This window comes from Microbulbifer maximicatervae (SeqCode), from assembly GCF_052467225.1.
The window spans coordinates 4,090,936-4,108,825 of the sequence record NZ_CP174303.1; the positions used below are offsets into that span (position 1 = coordinate 4,090,936).

General features: G+C 42.6%; 16 protein-coding genes. 7 read left to right on the forward strand and 9 right to left on the reverse strand.

The genetic code is table 11. The annotated features are described in order from the left end of the window. Positions 1-24: 24 nt before the first annotated feature. Positions 25-540 (reverse strand): RNA polymerase sigma factor, encoded by a 516-nt coding sequence (locus ACJJIZ_RS17565; protein ID WP_444907717.1) that lies wholly within the window; start codon positions 538-540, stop codon positions 25-27. 1,117 nt (positions 541-1,657) lie between these two features. Here ACJJIZ_RS17565 and ACJJIZ_RS17570 point away from each other — a divergent pair. The 6 genes from ACJJIZ_RS17570 to ACJJIZ_RS17595 all read left to right on the forward strand — a co-directional run bounded on the left by ACJJIZ_RS17570 (position 1,658) and on the right by ACJJIZ_RS17595 (position 7,369). Next, positions 1,658-2,044 carry an alpha/beta hydrolase-fold protein gene (locus ACJJIZ_RS17570; protein WP_444916220.1) on the forward strand — a complete coding sequence of 129 codons (387 nt, stop codon included), beginning with the start codon at positions 1,658-1,660 and terminating at the stop codon, positions 2,042-2,044. 813 nt (positions 2,045-2,857) lie between these two features. Continuing rightward, positions 2,858-4,327 (forward strand): alpha/beta fold hydrolase, encoded by a 1,470-nt coding sequence (locus ACJJIZ_RS17575; RefSeq protein WP_444914302.1) that lies wholly within the window; start codon positions 2,858-2,860, stop codon positions 4,325-4,327. Between the two features lie 123 nt (positions 4,328-4,450). Continuing rightward, entirely contained in the window at positions 4,451-5,545 is a 1,095-nt protein-coding gene (locus ACJJIZ_RS17580; protein WP_413662716.1) for a PaaI family thioesterase, read from the forward strand. A gap of 134 nt (positions 5,546-5,679) precedes the next feature. Next, entirely contained in the window at positions 5,680-6,213 is a 534-nt protein-coding gene (locus ACJJIZ_RS17585) for a DUF2058 domain-containing protein (protein ID WP_413662717.1), read from the forward strand. A gap of 8 nt (positions 6,214-6,221) precedes the next feature. Further along, on the forward strand, positions 6,222-6,782 hold the full coding sequence (locus ACJJIZ_RS17590; RefSeq protein ID WP_413662718.1) for a DUF1415 domain-containing protein: 561 nt from the start codon (positions 6,222-6,224) through the stop codon (positions 6,780-6,782). Continuing rightward, a complete protein-coding gene (locus tag ACJJIZ_RS17595; RefSeq protein WP_444914303.1) occupies positions 6,782-7,369 on the forward strand; it encodes an endonuclease dU in 588 nt (195 codons plus the stop codon). The genes ACJJIZ_RS17590 and ACJJIZ_RS17595 overlap by 1 nt, the downstream gene beginning before the upstream one ends. A gap of 68 nt (positions 7,370-7,437) precedes the next feature. Here the strand turns inward: ACJJIZ_RS17595 and ACJJIZ_RS17600 are convergent, their stop codons facing one another. From ACJJIZ_RS17600 to ACJJIZ_RS17610, 3 genes are all read right to left on the reverse strand, one after another. After that, positions 7,438-8,307 (reverse strand): alpha/beta hydrolase, encoded by an 870-nt coding sequence (locus tag ACJJIZ_RS17600; RefSeq protein WP_444914304.1) that lies wholly within the window; start codon positions 8,305-8,307, stop codon positions 7,438-7,440. A gap of 128 nt (positions 8,308-8,435) precedes the next feature. Continuing rightward, positions 8,436-9,815: a M23 family metallopeptidase gene (locus ACJJIZ_RS17605; RefSeq protein WP_413662721.1), complete on the reverse strand. Its 1,380-nt coding sequence runs from the start codon at positions 9,813-9,815 to the stop codon at positions 8,436-8,438. A 9-nt stretch (positions 9,816-9,824) separates the two neighbouring features. Next, entirely contained in the window at positions 9,825-11,204 is a 1,380-nt protein-coding gene (locus tag ACJJIZ_RS17610; RefSeq protein WP_444916221.1) for a peptidoglycan DD-metalloendopeptidase family protein, read from the reverse strand. A gap of 74 nt (positions 11,205-11,278) precedes the next feature. Between ACJJIZ_RS17610 and ACJJIZ_RS17615 the strand changes: the two genes are divergently transcribed. Further along, a complete protein-coding gene (locus ACJJIZ_RS17615; RefSeq protein WP_444913809.1) occupies positions 11,279-12,313 on the forward strand; it encodes an IS481 family transposase in 1,035 nt (344 codons plus the stop codon). Positions 12,314-12,524: 211 nt separating this feature from the next. Here the strand turns inward: ACJJIZ_RS17615 and ACJJIZ_RS17620 are convergent, their stop codons facing one another. The 5 genes from ACJJIZ_RS17620 to ACJJIZ_RS17640 all read right to left on the reverse strand — a co-directional run bounded on the left by ACJJIZ_RS17620 (position 12,525) and on the right by ACJJIZ_RS17640 (position 16,820). After that, on the reverse strand, positions 12,525-12,923 hold the full coding sequence (locus tag ACJJIZ_RS17620; protein ID WP_444914305.1) for a BlaI/MecI/CopY family transcriptional regulator: 399 nt from the start codon (positions 12,921-12,923) through the stop codon (positions 12,525-12,527). A 215-nt stretch (positions 12,924-13,138) separates the two neighbouring features. Continuing rightward, positions 13,139-13,537 carry an MAPEG family protein gene (locus ACJJIZ_RS17625; RefSeq protein ID WP_444914306.1) on the reverse strand — a complete coding sequence of 133 codons (399 nt, stop codon included), beginning with the start codon at positions 13,535-13,537 and terminating at the stop codon, positions 13,139-13,141. 103 nt (positions 13,538-13,640) lie between these two features. Further along, complete coding sequence (locus tag ACJJIZ_RS17630; RefSeq protein WP_444914307.1) at positions 13,641-14,108, reverse strand: hypothetical protein; 468 nt, start codon at positions 14,106-14,108, stop codon at positions 13,641-13,643. A 164-nt stretch (positions 14,109-14,272) separates the two neighbouring features. Beyond that, entirely contained in the window at positions 14,273-14,761 is a 489-nt protein-coding gene (locus ACJJIZ_RS17635) for a hotdog fold domain-containing protein (protein ID WP_444914308.1), read from the reverse strand. 1,087 nt (positions 14,762-15,848) lie between these two features. Continuing rightward, complete coding sequence (locus ACJJIZ_RS17640) at positions 15,849-16,820, reverse strand: GlxA family transcriptional regulator (protein WP_444914309.1); 972 nt, start codon at positions 16,818-16,820, stop codon at positions 15,849-15,851. Positions 16,821-17,890 lie beyond the last annotated feature (1,070 nt).

Sequence of the window (17,890 nt, forward strand, 5' to 3'; positions counted from 1 at the left end):
CACAATATGACCTATTTTGCGCCATCAAGGAGCTTCCTCTGCCACCTGCCTAACCTTGGTCAAAGCACGCTGTATTAACTCTTTAACCGAATCCTTAGAGATTCCCATTTGCTCCGCAATTGCTTGATAAGTCATTCCCTCAAAGCGATGATAGCGAAAAGCTGTACCAGCTCTTGGCGGCAATCCTAAAATAGCTTCCAGAACTCGGGTATAAGCCTGTATTCCCATCACCGTCCGTTCCGGACTAATCATGTAAGGGATGTCGACTTTGTGATCAATAGAGTCATGTAACCCTCCACACCTAGACTTTTGACGCCTACCATGACTAATCAAAAGATTTCTTGCCATGGCATAAATGTAAATTCTTGGGTTTTCGATTTGCCCTCCATACTTTTTGATACGAATATATAACTGAATAAAAACCTCCTGAACTAGATCATCAACATCAGATAGATTAACTCGGGAAGAAAAGTAACGTTTCAAATCCAATCCATACTCACCAACCCACTGCGTCACATCATCCTGATAAAAGTTTTCCATTTTTCTAGTAAACCATCTCGTGTGACCGACCGGTTTCCCTGAGCTTCTGGAAAATTTTGCAATACTTAGTACAACTTACAGAGGCTCTCTAGAGACAATGAACAAAACAAACCATCGATCAATTATTTTTTGGTCAAATTATTTTTGTAGTACAAAACCAGCCTTCTTTTCAAAATCGAGCATCAACTAGCTAAATCGATATAAGTCTTTAGTTTTACTAAAGCTAACTTCCCCTAAAAACACAGAGAGCAGACAATAAACATACGATAAACGACCACCTCCAGTGACTGGAAAAAAGTAACGCCTAAATTACAAGCATAGAGAGGTATTACAATGAACTTCAGCACCTAAAGGCTAATCAAATCGTAGACTATTAACCTTCAAAAGGAGGGAAAATAAAAGAGGGGAAAATGGAACAAGTACTTGGATAATTGTAGATATGAAAAAGTTACATTACGAAATATAAAAATAGAATTACTTACTTCTTCCGTTTTTGTAGTAGTAAAGTAGATTTTTACACTTCCACAGAAACATTGAGAGCTTCATACTCTTTATCTTATTACAAAAAAAATTGCTATCTTTTGAATAAATCTTATGCGAACAGTTTTCAAGATGAATCATTTCTATACGCTAGAGTACTTTCCTGACTTTTTGTTCACGCCGGCATAGTCGCAACTGGGAAAGAAAATGACACTTTCGTTTATAGAGCCTGTCAAGCCACTATACAAAAAGTACAAGCGTTTTATCCGTGCTAAAGCCCTGAGAGGGCCCTAAGCAACCTTGTTTTGCGCTCTCAGCCTTTGTTCAGCCTCTTCACTTTCAGTGAACGCAGACATCTCACCGTTCCAAATTCCTCGAAGCAGCAGCCTGGAGTTAAAGATCCTATCAGTACTAGGTCCTATTCACTTTACGTTAAGTTACCTAAGAGTTACGAAAGTACCCTCGACTAACGATATCCTTTAGTGCTTATGACAGATGCAGACTCAGCCTTTCAGGCCACTTCAGGTACAACTCAAGTGCCGATGGATTTTGGCAAACTGCAGGAAGTCATTTTAGTTGGACTATCTTACTCAAAAGGGTCAAAAATCATGCCAGCCGTATTCGGGACTTTACCCCCATCAGCGATAAAAACTGGAAATATTTAACTGGCAAGGCCTATGAGCATGCCACTTTTATTCATGACGTCATTTTGCCCCTCCTAGCAAGATCACATCGCCTATCTGACATCGGACACACCTTTACAGCGCACTCTCTAGGCGGGCTATTTGGCACATATATGTTGCTTACCAGGCCAAGCGGCTTTGATAACTATATCCTCAGCAGGATATCGGTGTGGCACAATCGTGCAAGAATCCTTAATGTGAAAGCTACTCCCAGCTCTAATCACCGAAAGGTGTTTATTGAAGTTGGTGCTATAGAAACTCCAGAAAAAAGCCAAACTCGCAACGACATATTAAGGGGAGCGAGGCAGCCCCAAAGAAAATTAGTCATTGAAGAAGGCTAGAGATAAGCCCCCGACTGCTCATTATTCCAGAAGAAAATCATGGCACTTCATTTCCAACTACTGCCATTTAGGACTTGGCTTGCTATACAGAACGAGAATGCAAGAGCAATAATAATATGAACTACTAGATGACAGTTTTATCAATACAAAGGTCTTTTATATCAACGATATACAACCACTAAAATTTATAAAAATCTCATAGGCGTGATGAACAAACCAAAGATAAAAAGGCTATCCTTATTGTTATAGCTGGCATTTTTTCATTGACACTATAGCCTCACTTTACCAAAGCTATTATCTAGGGATGATGAATTTCAAATCGCCATACGATTCGCTCTCAGACACCCTACTTCAGGTAAAATATCTACATCAGAGGCGCCCCATGAATCTGAGCATAATGATTTTATATAACAACCCATAATACCTGAACACTTGCCACCCCAGGCGTAGAACCATTTTTTAGTTATTTTAGAGCAAGAGCTTAATTGCTATATAGTGAATTTAAGGAAAGCTAGCTTTCATAGAGTTGCAATATTGCCTGTCATTGATTATAACCTTGCACGGACCCCATAAGCCCATTAGTACTGGGGTTTAAACATCCACCTACTATTTTTCGGACTTCTGTCTGACAGCCTAATTAAACCGAAATCCCTAGTGAGAGGTTAATAGCTTATATTACCGATATTCACGGGGTATCTATATCGAGAAAAGCCCCATGAGCTCTCGAATAAACTTTTTATCCACTTGAAAATAAGAGCCCAATCTAAAACAATAACATTCGCCTAAGTTCGACAATAAGGAAGTATCGAAACAATGAAAAATAATGCCAAAAAAGCACATCTTTTCGCTCCGCTAATAATAATGCTATCACTGAGCCCTGTCAGCGGATCAGCAAAGTCCATTAACAATGAAAAACCGCACACCTTTACTACATGGAGCAAACAAACTGCAGAGGGCTATCAAGGCTTTATTGAGGTACCAGAAGATCGCACTAAGAAAGATAGCCGTAATATCACCCTCCAATATGTAAGGTTTCCTGCAACAGGAAAGAAAGTGGGTCCACCAATAATCTACCTGGCAGGAGGCCCTGGTGGCTCAGGAATTACGGCCGTTAACTATCGCTTTGATATGTTTATGGCGTTGCGACAATTTGGTGATGTTATCGCATTAGATCAACGTGGTAGCGGCCGTTCCAATGACCTTCCCAATTGTGAATCCAAGCAAATTGTACCTTCCCTTGAACCAATCACCGATACCCAGTATATCAACTACCACCGCAAAGCCCTAAAAGAGTGCTTACATTTTTGGGAGCTTACTGGTGTAAACCTAAATGCCTATAATACTCTCGAAAATGCCCGAGATCTTGATGCCATACGGAGCCATTTGGGTGCAGAGAAAATAGTATTGTGGGGAACATCTTATGGAAGCCATCTCTCTTTGGCAGCGGTAAAGGAGATCGAAGGTTCTATTGATAAGCTAATTCTATCCAGTGCAGAGGGTTTGGACCAAACCATCAAGCTGCCCGCCCGAACAGATTACTATCTAAACCGTCTACAACAGGCAGTCAATCAGCAACCCGCAGCAAAAAAAGCCTATCCAGATATTAAAGCACTTATAAGCCGAGTCCATAAAAAACTTGAGTCACAACCATTGAAAATTAAAATCCCTCAACGGGATGGCAGGGAAGTCGAATCCCTCCTACAGCGTAGGGATATGCAACAACTAGCCTCGGCATTCATTGCGGACCCTAAAAGTGTCAGCCATCTACTAAGGTTTTATCGCGATTTGGACCAAGGAGCTACATTAAGTTTCGACAAGGTGCCCAGACGTTACTTCCCCGATGAATTTCTGCAACCAGGCATACCCATATCCCTGCGCCCGATGCCTACGGCGATGGATATAGCCTCTGGAATTGATATGAAGCGTAAAGCACAGGTTGTAGAACAGGCACAAAAATCTCTACTGAAAGACTACCTAAATTTCTCTCTGCACTACGATAATTTAGCGCCAGAGTTGGATCTTGGGGATAAATTTCGGGAAAAGCCAGTCAGCAATATTCCGGTATTACTATTTAGCGGGACCTTGGACGGAAGAACTTACCTGGAAGGTCAATATGAAGCCATTTCAGGGTTCAAAAACGCCACTAAAATAACAGTCGAAAATGCAGGGCATAATTTATTAATGGCTTCCCCTGAAGTCCAGGATGCGATAAACCTATTTATGGAAGGGCAGCCTATCCCGAATACCCATATCGTAGCCAAACTACCCAACTTAGCTCCATAACCAGTATCCGCCGATCGATAGCTGCGCTGTTAGGGTAAAAGACTCTTCCGCAGCTTTCTCCCTTTTTCGCATCCAACAAACCCTCACATTACCCTTGTCCTAGAAGCAACTGGAGGCTGGGGGATGACCAATATCACCGACGAAGTCCATCGTGGTGCCATCTGTGACCTCAGGGCGTTGCAGCAACCTGGTCTCGACACCTTTAAACGTTACATTCGCGGCAGCTTACCCGGGCCCCCTTTTTGGCGACTAACGGGTATGACTCCCACCGAGGCCGGCCTTGGTAAGGCCACCTATTCTATGCCTATTACGCCGTGGCTAGCTGATGGGACCGGGATCTATTGGGGGGGGATCTATGCCATGTTTGCAGACGCCCCCTTGGCCTCCGCAATATGGACAACCTTGCCCGCTGGTAAAGTCTTGAGCACATCAGAATTAAATATGTGCTTTATTCGACCCATCACTAGCAGTACACAAAATATTGTTGGTAGAGCTACGACCGTTCATTCAGGCAACCAGGTGGGGCTCTCAAGTATTCAGATTAACGATCAGGAGGGGAGAACCCTCGCTTTCGGTAGCACTCGCTGCCTTATTGCCGACTTTCCAGTCAACCCAGATCAGGAGCTTCCAATTCCCGACCTAGGACCAACAGATACACCTGACCCTTATCTTCGCCCTCCTCCAAAAACGTTCTTTTGCGACATGGCACACTTACCGGAGCAAGTCCCTATCGAATTGCAGAGAACCACGATTAGTGAGGGGCGAACTCACCCTATCTGGATGCTCACAGGTTACCGCGCTATAGAGGTTGAAAATGGTCGCTGTATCTCGACTATGCCCTCCTCTCCCTGGTTCTCCAATGGGACCCTTTCTATATATGGTGGACTTTTGGCTTGGGCCGCAGATTTCACCATGGGAGGCGCGGTCTACTCCACACTGCCTGCAGGATCTATATTCGCTACTCTGGACATGCATATCCGCTTTGCTCGCCCAGCCAAGCTCAACAGTGGCGACTTGATTCTGGAGGCACAGGTACTCCACCGCGGCCGGCAGCTGAGGGTTTCCTCTTGTAACATTGATACTCCCAGTGGCAAGCGGGTGGCTATTGCTACTGGCTCAGCCCTGGTAATTCCAGGGGGTGCTCAAATGCTGAGTGACGGCAAGGAACCCGATGAAATCATCGCAACTGCTACCTCCGGTAAGCCTTGGACACCATAAAAATCTTTAGCGGTAGTTGGACCGTCTTCAGGTAAAATACCCTCACAAACTATCAACCCATATGGTTGGTGAAAATTTGATCAGGCATACCTGTAAAGGCTGCCGAAACTTTAGACTTTCACGGGGAAGAGACTATGGCCTCATTGCAAGACCAACTACTCCAAGCAGGACTTGTCGATAAAAAGAAAGCCAAACAAATCAGCAAAGATAAACGGAAGCAACAGAAAGTTGCGAAGAAGTCTTCACAACCCCAGATTGATGAAACAAAGCTAGCAGCACAAAAGGCTCAAGCAGAGAAAGCCGCTCGTGATCGCGCCCTCAATGCTGAGCGCGATGCGGCTGCACAGCAGAAAGCTATTGCCGCGCAAATCAAGCAATTGGTGGAAAAAAATCGCCAACCTTATTCTGGTGAAATTACTTATAACTTCACTTTCGACAAAAAAATCAAAACCATCTATGTCAGCGAAGAATTAAGGGATCACTTGATTGCGGGGCGCCTGATGATTGTTGTCCAGGGAGAACAATTTGAGTTGGTTCCACGGGTTATTGCCGAGAAAATTGCGGAGCGCAATAGCGATATCGTAATCAGGCCTGCTGAAAGTTCAGCAGTGGTAGATGAAGATGATCCCTATGCAGACTTTCAGATCCCCGATGATCTTATGTGGTAAGCAGTCAAATGGAAAAAGCTGTTACTCAGGCGGTAGAACAATGGCTTACTGATGTGGTTGTCGGTCTCAACCTCTGCCCTTTCGCACGCAAACCTCTGCGTGCAGGGCAAATTCGACTCAAGGTGAGTCCTGCCACAGGAGACGAGGCGCTACTCAGTGATCTATTGTCGGAATTACGTCGGCTCGATACCACTTCGGAATCTGAATTGCTTACCACCTTATTGATTATCCCTAATCACCTAGGGAAATTCAGCGACTACAACCAGTTCCTGGATTTAGCAGAGTGGTTACTGGAACGCAACGACTATGTAGGCACCTATCAATTAGCCAGCTTCCACCCAGATTATCAATTTGCTGGCACTGCAGCCGCCGATGCGGAAAACCTAACTAATCGCGCACCCTATCCTATCTTACACCTGCTGAGAGAAGAAAACCTGGAAAAAATGATAGATCTATATCCAGATCCAGAGAGTATTCCAGAAAATAATATCCGTCGTATGGAATCATTAAGCCATGAGGAAAAACTAAAGTTATTTCCCTACTTATTTCTTCAGGGCAACAAGAAATAATGAAGCCTCTGGCAGAATTATTACGATTAAGGAAGCAGATCCGAGTTATCGGTTTTGATGACGCCCCTTTTGAAAAACGAAGGGGCGCGCCGGTAAAAGTAAGCGGTATTGTCTGCACCAAAACTCGCTTTGAGGGAATGCTTTGGGGGCAGGTAAGCAAAGATGGGATGGAAGCTACAGAAACACTTGCCACACTGCTGAAAGAAAGTAAATTCTACAGCCAGGTAAATGTCGTATTGACCGATGGAGTAGCAGTGGGTGGTTTCAATATTATTGATCTACCCAAGCTAGCCGATATCTTACAACGCCCTTGTATCGCGTTAATGCGAAAACCACCAGACATTCAAGCCATTGATAAGGCGCTGCAAAATTTTCCTGACTATCTACTGCGTAAAGAAACCCTGATGAAAGCTGGGAGTATCCATAACTACAATAACTTCCATTTTCAAGTGCAGGGATGTGAACCGGAGATTGCTGCCCAGGTGTTAGAGCAAGCCACCGACACTGGGTATGTCCCTGAAGCTCTACGTTTAGCCCATATGATTGGCGCAGCAGTAATGACCGGACAAAGTGGCAAACGCGCATAACTCCAATAGCATAACAGATCTACCATTTGTCGCGGGCAGCTATAGCTCTTCTTTTACCGCGAAAATTATTATATTGCCCACAAATCCTGATATACCCACCTTAAACCTTTTGCCAACCCCACCGGGAAAGTGGAATAGTGGTCCGTACCGCTCACCACCTCTCCACTAAGCTTTAATCCACGATAATTACGCGACTGTAATTTAGCAAGAAATCTCTTATGCCCATCTACCATATCATTACGCATGTGGCTCTTTTGTATTGTCTCCAAAGCGCCAGTGGCAATATAGACGTTTACAGGCAGTGTGTTGTTATGGCTTGCATATTTATTCTCCAAATCAAAGATCATTTCATCCTTAAACCAAAGAGAAGGACTTGTCAGGATATAAGTGGAAAACAACTGTGGATTGGTAAGTAATACCCAAGCACCAAAAGATCCACCCAATGAATGACCTGAAAGAATCCTACGTGTGGGATCCCCCCTAAAAATCCCCTCAATAAAGGGCATTACTTCTTTTTCAATAAACTGTAAGTACTTACTGGCTCCACCAGTTGTATAACGCTTCCACCCACTATCGACTACGGGCGTGAGATCTCGAACTCGACTATACTGCCCGTTTTCTCCGTGAGCGAATGAAATAGCAACTACGATGGCTTTATCCATATCCTTAAAGTGTGTAACACCCGAGGCAACCTTAAATGTATGAGGCCCATCATTAAGGTAAATTATCGGGTAGGTCTTATTTTTATTGTCATCGTTCGAGTAACCTGATGGTAACTTCACGTACAAGTCGTATTTGCGTTTGAGAATATCAGAGTCAACTGTGTATATTTTAGATCCACTTAACTCAAAAGATTCAGAAACCTTGGTAATGAGGGGCTTTGCGATTAGTGAATTAGACAGCACCAGAATGGCTATCAGCAGAATAGCTCTAATCATATTTAACCTAGTTTAATTTTATACTCAATATTGCTTTAAGAAAAAATTCGCTACCAACAAAAATGTAAGTCAGTTAAACCCTGAATATAATAAGGTGAGAGAGAAATAAAAAAGATAAAAAAGCTTAATTATGAATCAAACTGATTTGGTTGAGCGTACTTTATCAATTCATCTTGAATCTTTTGAACCTGTTGAGAAAATTGATTTAAAGAATCTCCTACCAGCCCCTTACTAATAGGGAGGTCAAGCCTTAATGGATCAACAGCCGTACCATTTTTATGAATTTCATAGTGCAAGTGACGCCCCTGCACACGACCTGTAGCGCCAAGGTAACCGATTACCTGCCCCTGTTTTACTCTTCCCCCTTTACTAATTCCTTTCGCGTACCCCTTAAGGTGCGCATAAATAGTCTTTATCCCGGAGCCATGGCGAATACGAATATAGTTGCCGAAACTACCAAAATAAGAAGCTCGCTCAATAATACCATCACCTGCAGCCAATATCGGCGTGCCCAAAGGGGCTCCAAAGTCCAAACCTTTATGTACTCGGGTATACCCTAGGACTGGGTGCTTGCGGCGCCCAAAATAAGATGACAACCTTGCATTCTCTAACGGAGTACGCATTAGAAACCCTCTAGAGCCTTGGCCATCAGGGTAAAAATAATCCACCCCCTGAGGTCCCTCAGTAGAAAACCGATATAAACTTATCTTTTCTCCACTAAGAATAAGCTCAGCAAATAAAATTCTATTTAGTTTTTCCTTTCCAGTTTGGCTATTGAACAAGGTATCATAGAAAACAGAGAATTGATCACCTGCTCGAATCTGCCGTTGAAAATCTACGGAATAACTAAATATTTCATTTAGTTTTGTGAGCACAGAATTAGATAGACCAGACTCTTTTCCACTTTGGTATAAACTGCCCGAAATTTCACCTTTAACGTAGTATTTCCTGGCATCGACAGGAGATTCAAATTGATTAGCTCTATAATTGTCTCCATGTCTAACCAACTCCAAACTCTCTGCAAAGCCAACAACCAAGGTAAGCTTATTAAGCTTTCCAGTGGTATCTATTGTTAAGTTAAATTCCTTACCAACTGGTAGGATACTGACATTGACATGTTCCGACAAAGCCTGAATTATTTTATACGCTTCTGCACGATCGACTCCACTATCCACCAATAGTGATAAAACCCCTTGGTTTTTAGCTAGTTGAACTTTTTTTGTGCGCTCTAGATATTCTTCCTCAACTCTATATGGAGGGGCCACCTCCCTACGCTGCATCCCTTCATCTTGATGTACCAAGGATAGATCATTGAGTAGGGGCAATGTAAAAGATAAATCATATTGTACCGATTTAACATTGGAATGGTTTTCCAATAACGGCCCTGCTATCGCCAGTGATTGAATCGATAAAAGAACCAGCAACAAAGCCATCCTCCAGATATCGATCAGAAAGAAAATAGTTAATCGCCTCACAGGTAACCCTACTTTTCTTAAGTAATAAATCACACTCCCCCCTTACTTCGCAAGCAAAGTGTCTGGGTTGATTCGCTTGCCTTCTTTGATAAGTTCAAAGTGAAGATGTGGCCCTGTTACACGCCCTGATATACCCACAGTTCCTATCGCCTGGCCGGCACGAACTGACTGCCCTGCCTCAACCTCCCGCTCATTTAAATGGGAGTACAGAGTTTTCGTATTATTACCATGATCAATAATTATGATTTTCCCATAATTTTTATGCTTATAATCATCAGTAGAGACTATTACAACACCACTTTCAGCTGAAACCACCGGAGTACCAATCGGTGCCGCAAAGTCAGTACCTTCATGGGGTTTTTTACGAATTTTACTGAAATCACCAAAAGGGCTACTAATACGGGCACTCTCAACCGGGACTGTCAATTTGGTAATCTCCACTGAAGCCATTGTTAACCCCGGTTTTAACAGTAGCCCTCCGAGTATTAAAATGGTTGAAAAACTGCAGAACAACATAGCGCGTAAATAGACACCTAATTCGCCATTATTAGACCCCGCCCTTGAGGCTTCCATAATATTCAAAAGTCTGCGTCGGAAAAAAGGAGCCTGACTCGTACCACCAGAGAAAGAGAAAGCTACAACCCAGTCACTTGTTCTTTGTGAAGAGTTCCGTCGAAGAGTGTCAATCATTGCTTGTGCATAAACACGGTGCAATTCTCGCTTACATGACTTTAGAACTTCGCGATCGCACCCCAACTCTATCGCCCAGCTGAATCGAGACTTCATCCAACCTAAGAAGGGATTGAACCATAGGATGCAAGTAAATATATGCACAATCAGAATCAACAAGGGGTCAAGCCTTTTCAAGTGCATAATTTCATGCTCAATGATTAGATGACGCTCCGTTTCATTCATTGATAAAATATAGGAGGGAAGCACCAATTTACGACTGAATAGCTGCATCACAAATGGTGTAATCGATGAGTATGTTATAAACACCTGAGTCTTACTTCCGATTAGAAAATCACTTTGAGATGAAGTAAAAAACTGGTCAAATTTAACTACAGAAAGCTTATTATTTGCTATTAAACGCAATTTCTTGCCATAGAAAAACTGACTCACTACCACTTTAGATAAGGTAAAAAACACCCCGGACAGATATATAAGCAACCAAAGAAAAGCCAGTAATTCAACAGAACTCAAAGAGGTCGATACATACTCATGCAGAACTATGTTAATTGGTGGTATAGAGGTAGCCTCATAAGCTGGCGGTAATTCAAAATTCAGATCCGGAGCAATACCCAACGTTAACTGGTCGCTCAATTGCGCAAGAAAAAATGGGGAACCAGCAGCAACCATTGCACACAACCAGAAACTTCGCCATTGGTATATCTGTATTAGTTCAGACCAAATCTGACACATCCTCTTGAAAAAGAGGGGTTTACCGGTTTTGATGAAGGTGCCTAAACCTAAAAACAAAACCAAGGATAAACCCCATGATCCATACTAATGATCGTATCATCAAACACAAGACCGGATTGCTCAATCTTGCAGAAGAGCTTGGCAACATCTCAAAAGCTTGCAAGATGCTTGGTGTTTCGAGAGACACTTTCTATCGGTACAAGGAAGCTGCTTCAAGTGGCGGTGTGGACGCCCTTCTTGAAAAGAGTCGACGGGTGCCTAACCACAAGAACCGTGTTGACACAGCAATTGAAGAGGCCGTGTTGACTTATGCCCTCCAAGAGCCTGCCCATGGACAGGTTCGAGTCTCCAATGAGCTACGTAAACGTGGCGTATTCGTGTCCCCTAGTGGTGTTCGGAGTATCTGGTTACGGAACGACCTGGCTAACTTCAAGTTACGATTAAAAGCACTTGAAGCCAAGGTGGCTAAGGAGGGGCTAATCCTCACGGAGTCGCAGGTTCAGGCCTTGGAAAGAAAGCGACATGATGATGAAGCCTGCGGGGAAATTGATACTCAACACCCCGGCTATCTAGGTTCTCAGGACACCTTCTATGTAGGAACATTTAAGGGGGTTGGGCGTGTTTACCAACAAACCTATGTCGACACCTATGCAAAGGTAGCCCATTGCAAGTTGTACACCACTAAGACGCCAATCACAGCAGCAGATCTTCTGAATGATCGTGTATTACCGTTTTACGCCATGCATGATCTGCCGGTGTTGCGTATTTTGACTGACCGCGGTACTGAATATTGCGGCAAGCTGGAGCAGCATGATTATCAGTTGTACTTGAATATCAACGAGATAGAACATACCAAGACAAAAGCCAGGCACCCACAAACAAATGGTATCTGTGAGCGCTTCCATAAAACTATATTACAAGAGTTCTACCAGCCATCGTTACGACGAAAGATCTATGGATCAATAGAAGAGCTACAAAAGGATCTGGACGAATGGCTCGTATATTACAATAATGATCGAACTCATCAGGGTAAAAAGTGTTGTGGTCGCACACCGATGGTAACCCTTGAAGAGGGTAAAAGTATCTGGAAGGAGAAACTCGTAAACTGAATTTGACCTGACAGAGTACCTTCTGAAAAACCGGTAACTGTCAGATCAAGTCTGAACTACTACAGTATATCGCATTAAAGCTGTCTTTATTTCTAGCTGTTGCCAGCCAAATAACAATAAAAACCAACCCCGCCCACAATATTGAGAAGAAAGAAGTAGCTAGAAAATCCAGTGCAAATGGTAGAACTGTAGAGACTATCTCGGCCATAGCCTATTCACCATCCTTGCTGACCGGCTCAGAGTCAGGCCAGGAATCGAGTACTGCCTGAAGCTCCTCGATATCTTTATCACTCATTAACTTACTGCCGGCAAACATCGACACAGGAAGGGGACCATCAAGCTCTAATACTCTTTCAGCGAAATCTATTGCATATGACGCCAAAGTTTCCACCTTCTCAATCGCAGGGCTATAAACATGGATTCCATGGATCTCAGATTGAGCCACAAACGACTTATCCCGCATCCGATCTAGTGTCTTTCGAGTAGAGGAGTATGACCAACCCAATTCAGGTCCCACCCGATCATGTAACTCTCTGGCACTCAGCGGTTCTCGCCTCCAAAGGGCTTTCAACAGCGCAAGTTCTGATGGGGACGGTTTTACCTTTTTCATTTTATCTTCCCGTGTGACAGTCAGGGCTAGTGTGCGACAAGTGTCGCATTCGGTCAACCACCCTGCAGGGAAACTTGTTAGGTTGTTTTTTATACAGCCAGGATCGTAAACAGTTCTTGCCGGCTGGCAAAAAGTTAAAAGCTATCGATAGACCAATCGATTTTGATCAGTTTAAGCACCAACCAATATAAGGTTTGAAAGCGCTTGCAACCAACTCAAAGTCTCAGGGCTTGCTGCACCAGCGCCAAGCAAAGCCCCAATCCAAAGATATAAGTGCCTACGGCACCCAAGAAGCGCATTGGGTTAGGCTTTGCCATAGTGGAGGGAAATAAGATGCCTGCAACAAAAAGAAATCGACAAGCGGTCAGCAGAATAACAAACCACCAAACCCAGGTAGAAGACTGCCCTAAGCTCACTAAGTAAATAAGTACCATCAAAAGGGGAGCATATTCTGCTGTATTTGCATGGGCCCTTACCCATTTGTGCAGGGTATTATCGGGGTCGAAAGAATGCCCAACTAAAACCTCATACTTACCGCGCCCAACAGTAACCAAGGCGCCGAGCAGAAGGGATAATGCCGCTAAGAGCCCAATACACAAATAGTAAACATTCATAGAAATCTCCATTTTCTATGTTATTTGTACAGGGAGGGCATTTTAAGCCTCGCCTCCCCGCCCTAGTTGTTCACACTATATAAGCATCGTTTTCAGCTATATTTTAAAGAATCACAGCAGTATCTCTGGAGCCTGCCGCGAACAATGCAACCAGAGAAAACTGTGAAAAACCTTGATCAGTAGATAAATACTCTTTACACCAAAACCTAAGTTCATCCGACCATTTAACCAAAGCTTCCTGCCTCTTCGGCTCAGCATCATATTGGGAGGCCAGTCCAGCAAAGTGACAGAGCACAACTACTTTAGAGTCATTGCTCCGACTATCATCAACTACAGATACAGTCATAGAAGCAGATACAGACTCCCAACTAATCAGGAAGTACAGAGAAGTATCACTTACATTTTCATCAAGCTTGGAAATTGCGAGCTGTAATACCTCGGAAAGGTCCTGATAAATATCATCAGTCGCCAAGGCAGTACTTTCCGATCGGTGTAACTCATGCTCCGTAGCAGCTTTATTTTCACCACCAAAGAGACATGTCGACTTTTCTATCTGCCAAGCCAATCTCATAAACCCTCCAAATACATCAAGACTGAACAGAGAAATATTCTACGAGATTTATGAGTAGAGCACACTTTATCGCCTCCCTGCCGGCATACTCTTCTCCATATTCAAGCTCAAAGTAAGGCAATTCCCCTTGTAAACACACCAAGAATTGACCTCAAATGACAACTCTACTGCTTCGCGCTGGGGCGCTCTGATACACGCATGGTAATATCGGCATGAAATACTTCCTCTCCATTAGTATCAATAACGCTCACAGGCATAACAACATCGCCAGCCTCAATGGTTTTATACCCTGGATACTCACAAATGGCTCGCAGATTAGTCTTCGCCATCTTTAAGTACTTGACTTCCATCCCCACTGGTATCCAGCGAAAGCGTCGATCCAAAGACACATCCAAACAAACACCGCCAGCTAATTCAGCGGCGTTACACATAGCGATAGCATGTACAGTACCGATATGATTTGTCACGCTCCAACGCTTATTCAGTAAAACCTCCACTTTACCCGGTGATAATTCCAGGAAACGCGGCTTGATTGAACGAAAATACGGTGCCTTAAGTACCACTAATTTAGACACCAGCCAGCGGCCCAATGCCGAGCCGCCAAATCGCCCCCAAAGATTAAGTACCGGGCTTTTAGAAGATTGATAGTCCATCTTACCTCTCCATCCTATACATCGAACCACCACTCTATATGGGCGGTCTTAAGCTATTTAGGCCACTATATATCAACTTCCGGTAGTCCAGGATAATCAGATCTATCAGTTTTATTGACATAGGCTATTCCAAGTGCAGAAATGCCCAAGAGGAGGTTTGGTTCATAAGCGAGTGCAACTAATAAGGCTAGACCTAATAATTTGTATTCCTTAAAAGCATATCCATTAATAGGTAAAGTAAGTATATCTGCAAGCTGAGAGGCATACTAAATGGCAATCGCTACTGCACACCTTGAAAGACTGTTTTTGATGTCCAAAAAATTCTCTCAGGCAATCTTTTATAGAAAAGCTTAGACTGAGTAGCTAATTATATGTCAATTAATACTGAAGATTAGATATCGTAAATTGTCAGGCCAGAAATCTTAGATTAAATTCTAACTATACTTCTCGCTGCAGCACCTGCTTTTCCCATTTCTAAGACATCTAACTTTCAATATATCCACCATAATTAAGGGTACATTATAAATTTTTCAGAAATTTAATATTGCGAAGGGTATGATCTCGACTCCCACAACGCACCAACAATATTAGATTCCCAGAATATCTACACCACTAAAGGGCTTCCGTTCATGGGTCTAATTTTATTTAGCCGCAAATCTATCACTATTTTTTCGCCACACCTATATATATCGGGATATGATTTTATGCTATATCACTTACCAATTGCTACCGGCCTGGTCCTAATAGAGACCGAGAAGCTCGCAGTCTACCGGTGAAAATTGGAGCTTCTAGTTAACACAACAAATTAATTCCTATTCATGGGAGCGACTCAATCAACCCTAGCAAGGTTATATAATGGAGAGAATCAAGCTGTGTAAATTATCGAGTAAGAATAAAAAGCTAGCTAAAAGATTTTTCCCAAATGCAAATCTAGTGGAGGTATCTACAAAATGAAAGACAAGCAAGAATTAGGTAAGAAGAACAAAAATCTCTAACAGAAAATGTTATTTATATTTGTATCCAAGGATAAAAATATCTTTTCTGAAAATGAGACAGCCCTACCGAATAGACTGTCCCATAAATTATCTCACGACAACTTTCGACGGTATTCCCTCGGCAACATACCCTTATTTCGGCGAAATGCCCTTCTAAGCTGCTCTTGAGACTTAAAACCACAGATAGTAGCTATACGCTCCTGAGTTAACGCTTGAGTTGCTAAAAGCTGGCAAACCTTTTCAATGCGAATTTTCTCAACGAATCGACCTGGAGTTACTCCCATATCCCGAGTAAAGCAGCGAGCAAAGTTTCTCGGACTCATAGATGTCTTTTCCGCGAGACTATTAACGCATAAAGTTTTATCCAAATTACTATGAATCCATTGCACCAGCTCTAAAAAACGATCACTCTTTAACTGGCTCATAAGATAAGTGCTACTCTGTTTATGATCTCCATCTCTCTTGAGATATAAGACCATTAATTGAGCAACAGCTAAAGCAATACCCCGACCAAAATCATCCTCTACCATTGCCAAAGCCATATCAACCCCCGCACTAACACCTGCAGAAGTATATATATAATCATCTTTGACAAATACAGATTCTGAATCGACATCCACTTCTGGGAATCTCTTCAGCTGATCAATATATCTCCAATGGGTAGTGGCACGCCGACCATTTAGCAAACCTACTTTTGCGAGAATCAGAGCTCCATTGCCAATAGAGCCTATGCGCTTAACTAAACCAGACTGAAGAGAAAGCCATCTACTCAAACATTCACTGATATTCAAATCATCAGCAGCATTAAGATTACCGCTCACAAGGAGAGTATGAATTCCTCTTGAATCAGTAAAACATCTATCTGAGCATATCCTTAAACCTGATGAGATTTCCTTGGTATCTCCATCTTCGGCTAAGAATTCAACCTCATACTGATCATCACAACTAAAGCCCCTATCCTTTAGCTGCTGATTTGCCAGTGAAAACACTTCTGCGGGCCCCATTACATCTAATGAGTGTGCCCCAGGGTAAAATACGATAGATACTTTCTTTTTACAGTTCATTTTAAATTGCAGAATAAGCGTAAAACTATATACCAAACTCAAAAATCACTGTGCGGATTACTAACTTATTAAATGAAACTTCAGGAATACTATCTTGGGTAGCCCAACCACCTCAGAGGAAGGTGAAAAAACGCCATAGCGGAAGCTGAATAAAACCTAAATAAAATCCAGATTAACTGGAAACACTACTAATAAGTTAATTCTTCACTTGATCTGAGTAATATACCAGGTGGCTACTACCCAATAGTGAGAATTGATCACACGATGATTCTTACCCCAATTAGAGACTACAGGCAAACACACTATCCATCAGCCATACTCTCATCATCCATATACATAAAAATGCTATTTAATAAGGCACCTTCAGAACCAATATCACAAACTGTTAATCCTGTATAATTAAGCAATCCTGACCCTAAGGTACCAGCTTTTTCTATTCTGTAAAGTAATAACGATATTTTTTTTCGGAATATATAGTCGTATATGAAACAGCCCTGCATCCTGCCAAATAAACTTTGATTGCGGCCAATAATTACAACTAAGAAACACTACCCAGCCACATCAACAGAAGAGCCACTTCAAAGACCTAACGCCATTAAAGGAAAAAGATAATCATTCCTAATAAAAGGAGCTGTAAATATCTAAAGCCCTATTCATCTCAGCTAATATGAATTGATTCAAGGCAAGAAACAAAAGAAATTCACATTTATCGCCTAAAGCCTTCGCTCTATCGTATAACGACCTAAAAGCCCGCAAGAAGTGCACCGCCGTACCACTTACTTATTCGCTCATATGAGCATCAAAATATTGATGATCTCATAGAAATTTAAATAATTTATCGACTCAAATAACCTCAGGCTTAGTAAGCTCTCTAACATATTGTTACAGTCGGTTGGGTGCTGAGCCCCATAGCTGGGACTTTCGAGGGTTATTAAATATAGATAGGCTTCAGGCTACGCATGGTAATCTGCTACTTCCAGGGCGGATAAGCAATGACTACCGACAACCTTGGCAGGATAGCCAAGACTTCAGAAAGTGAGTTTTTATTATTTATGGAAAATAACACACTA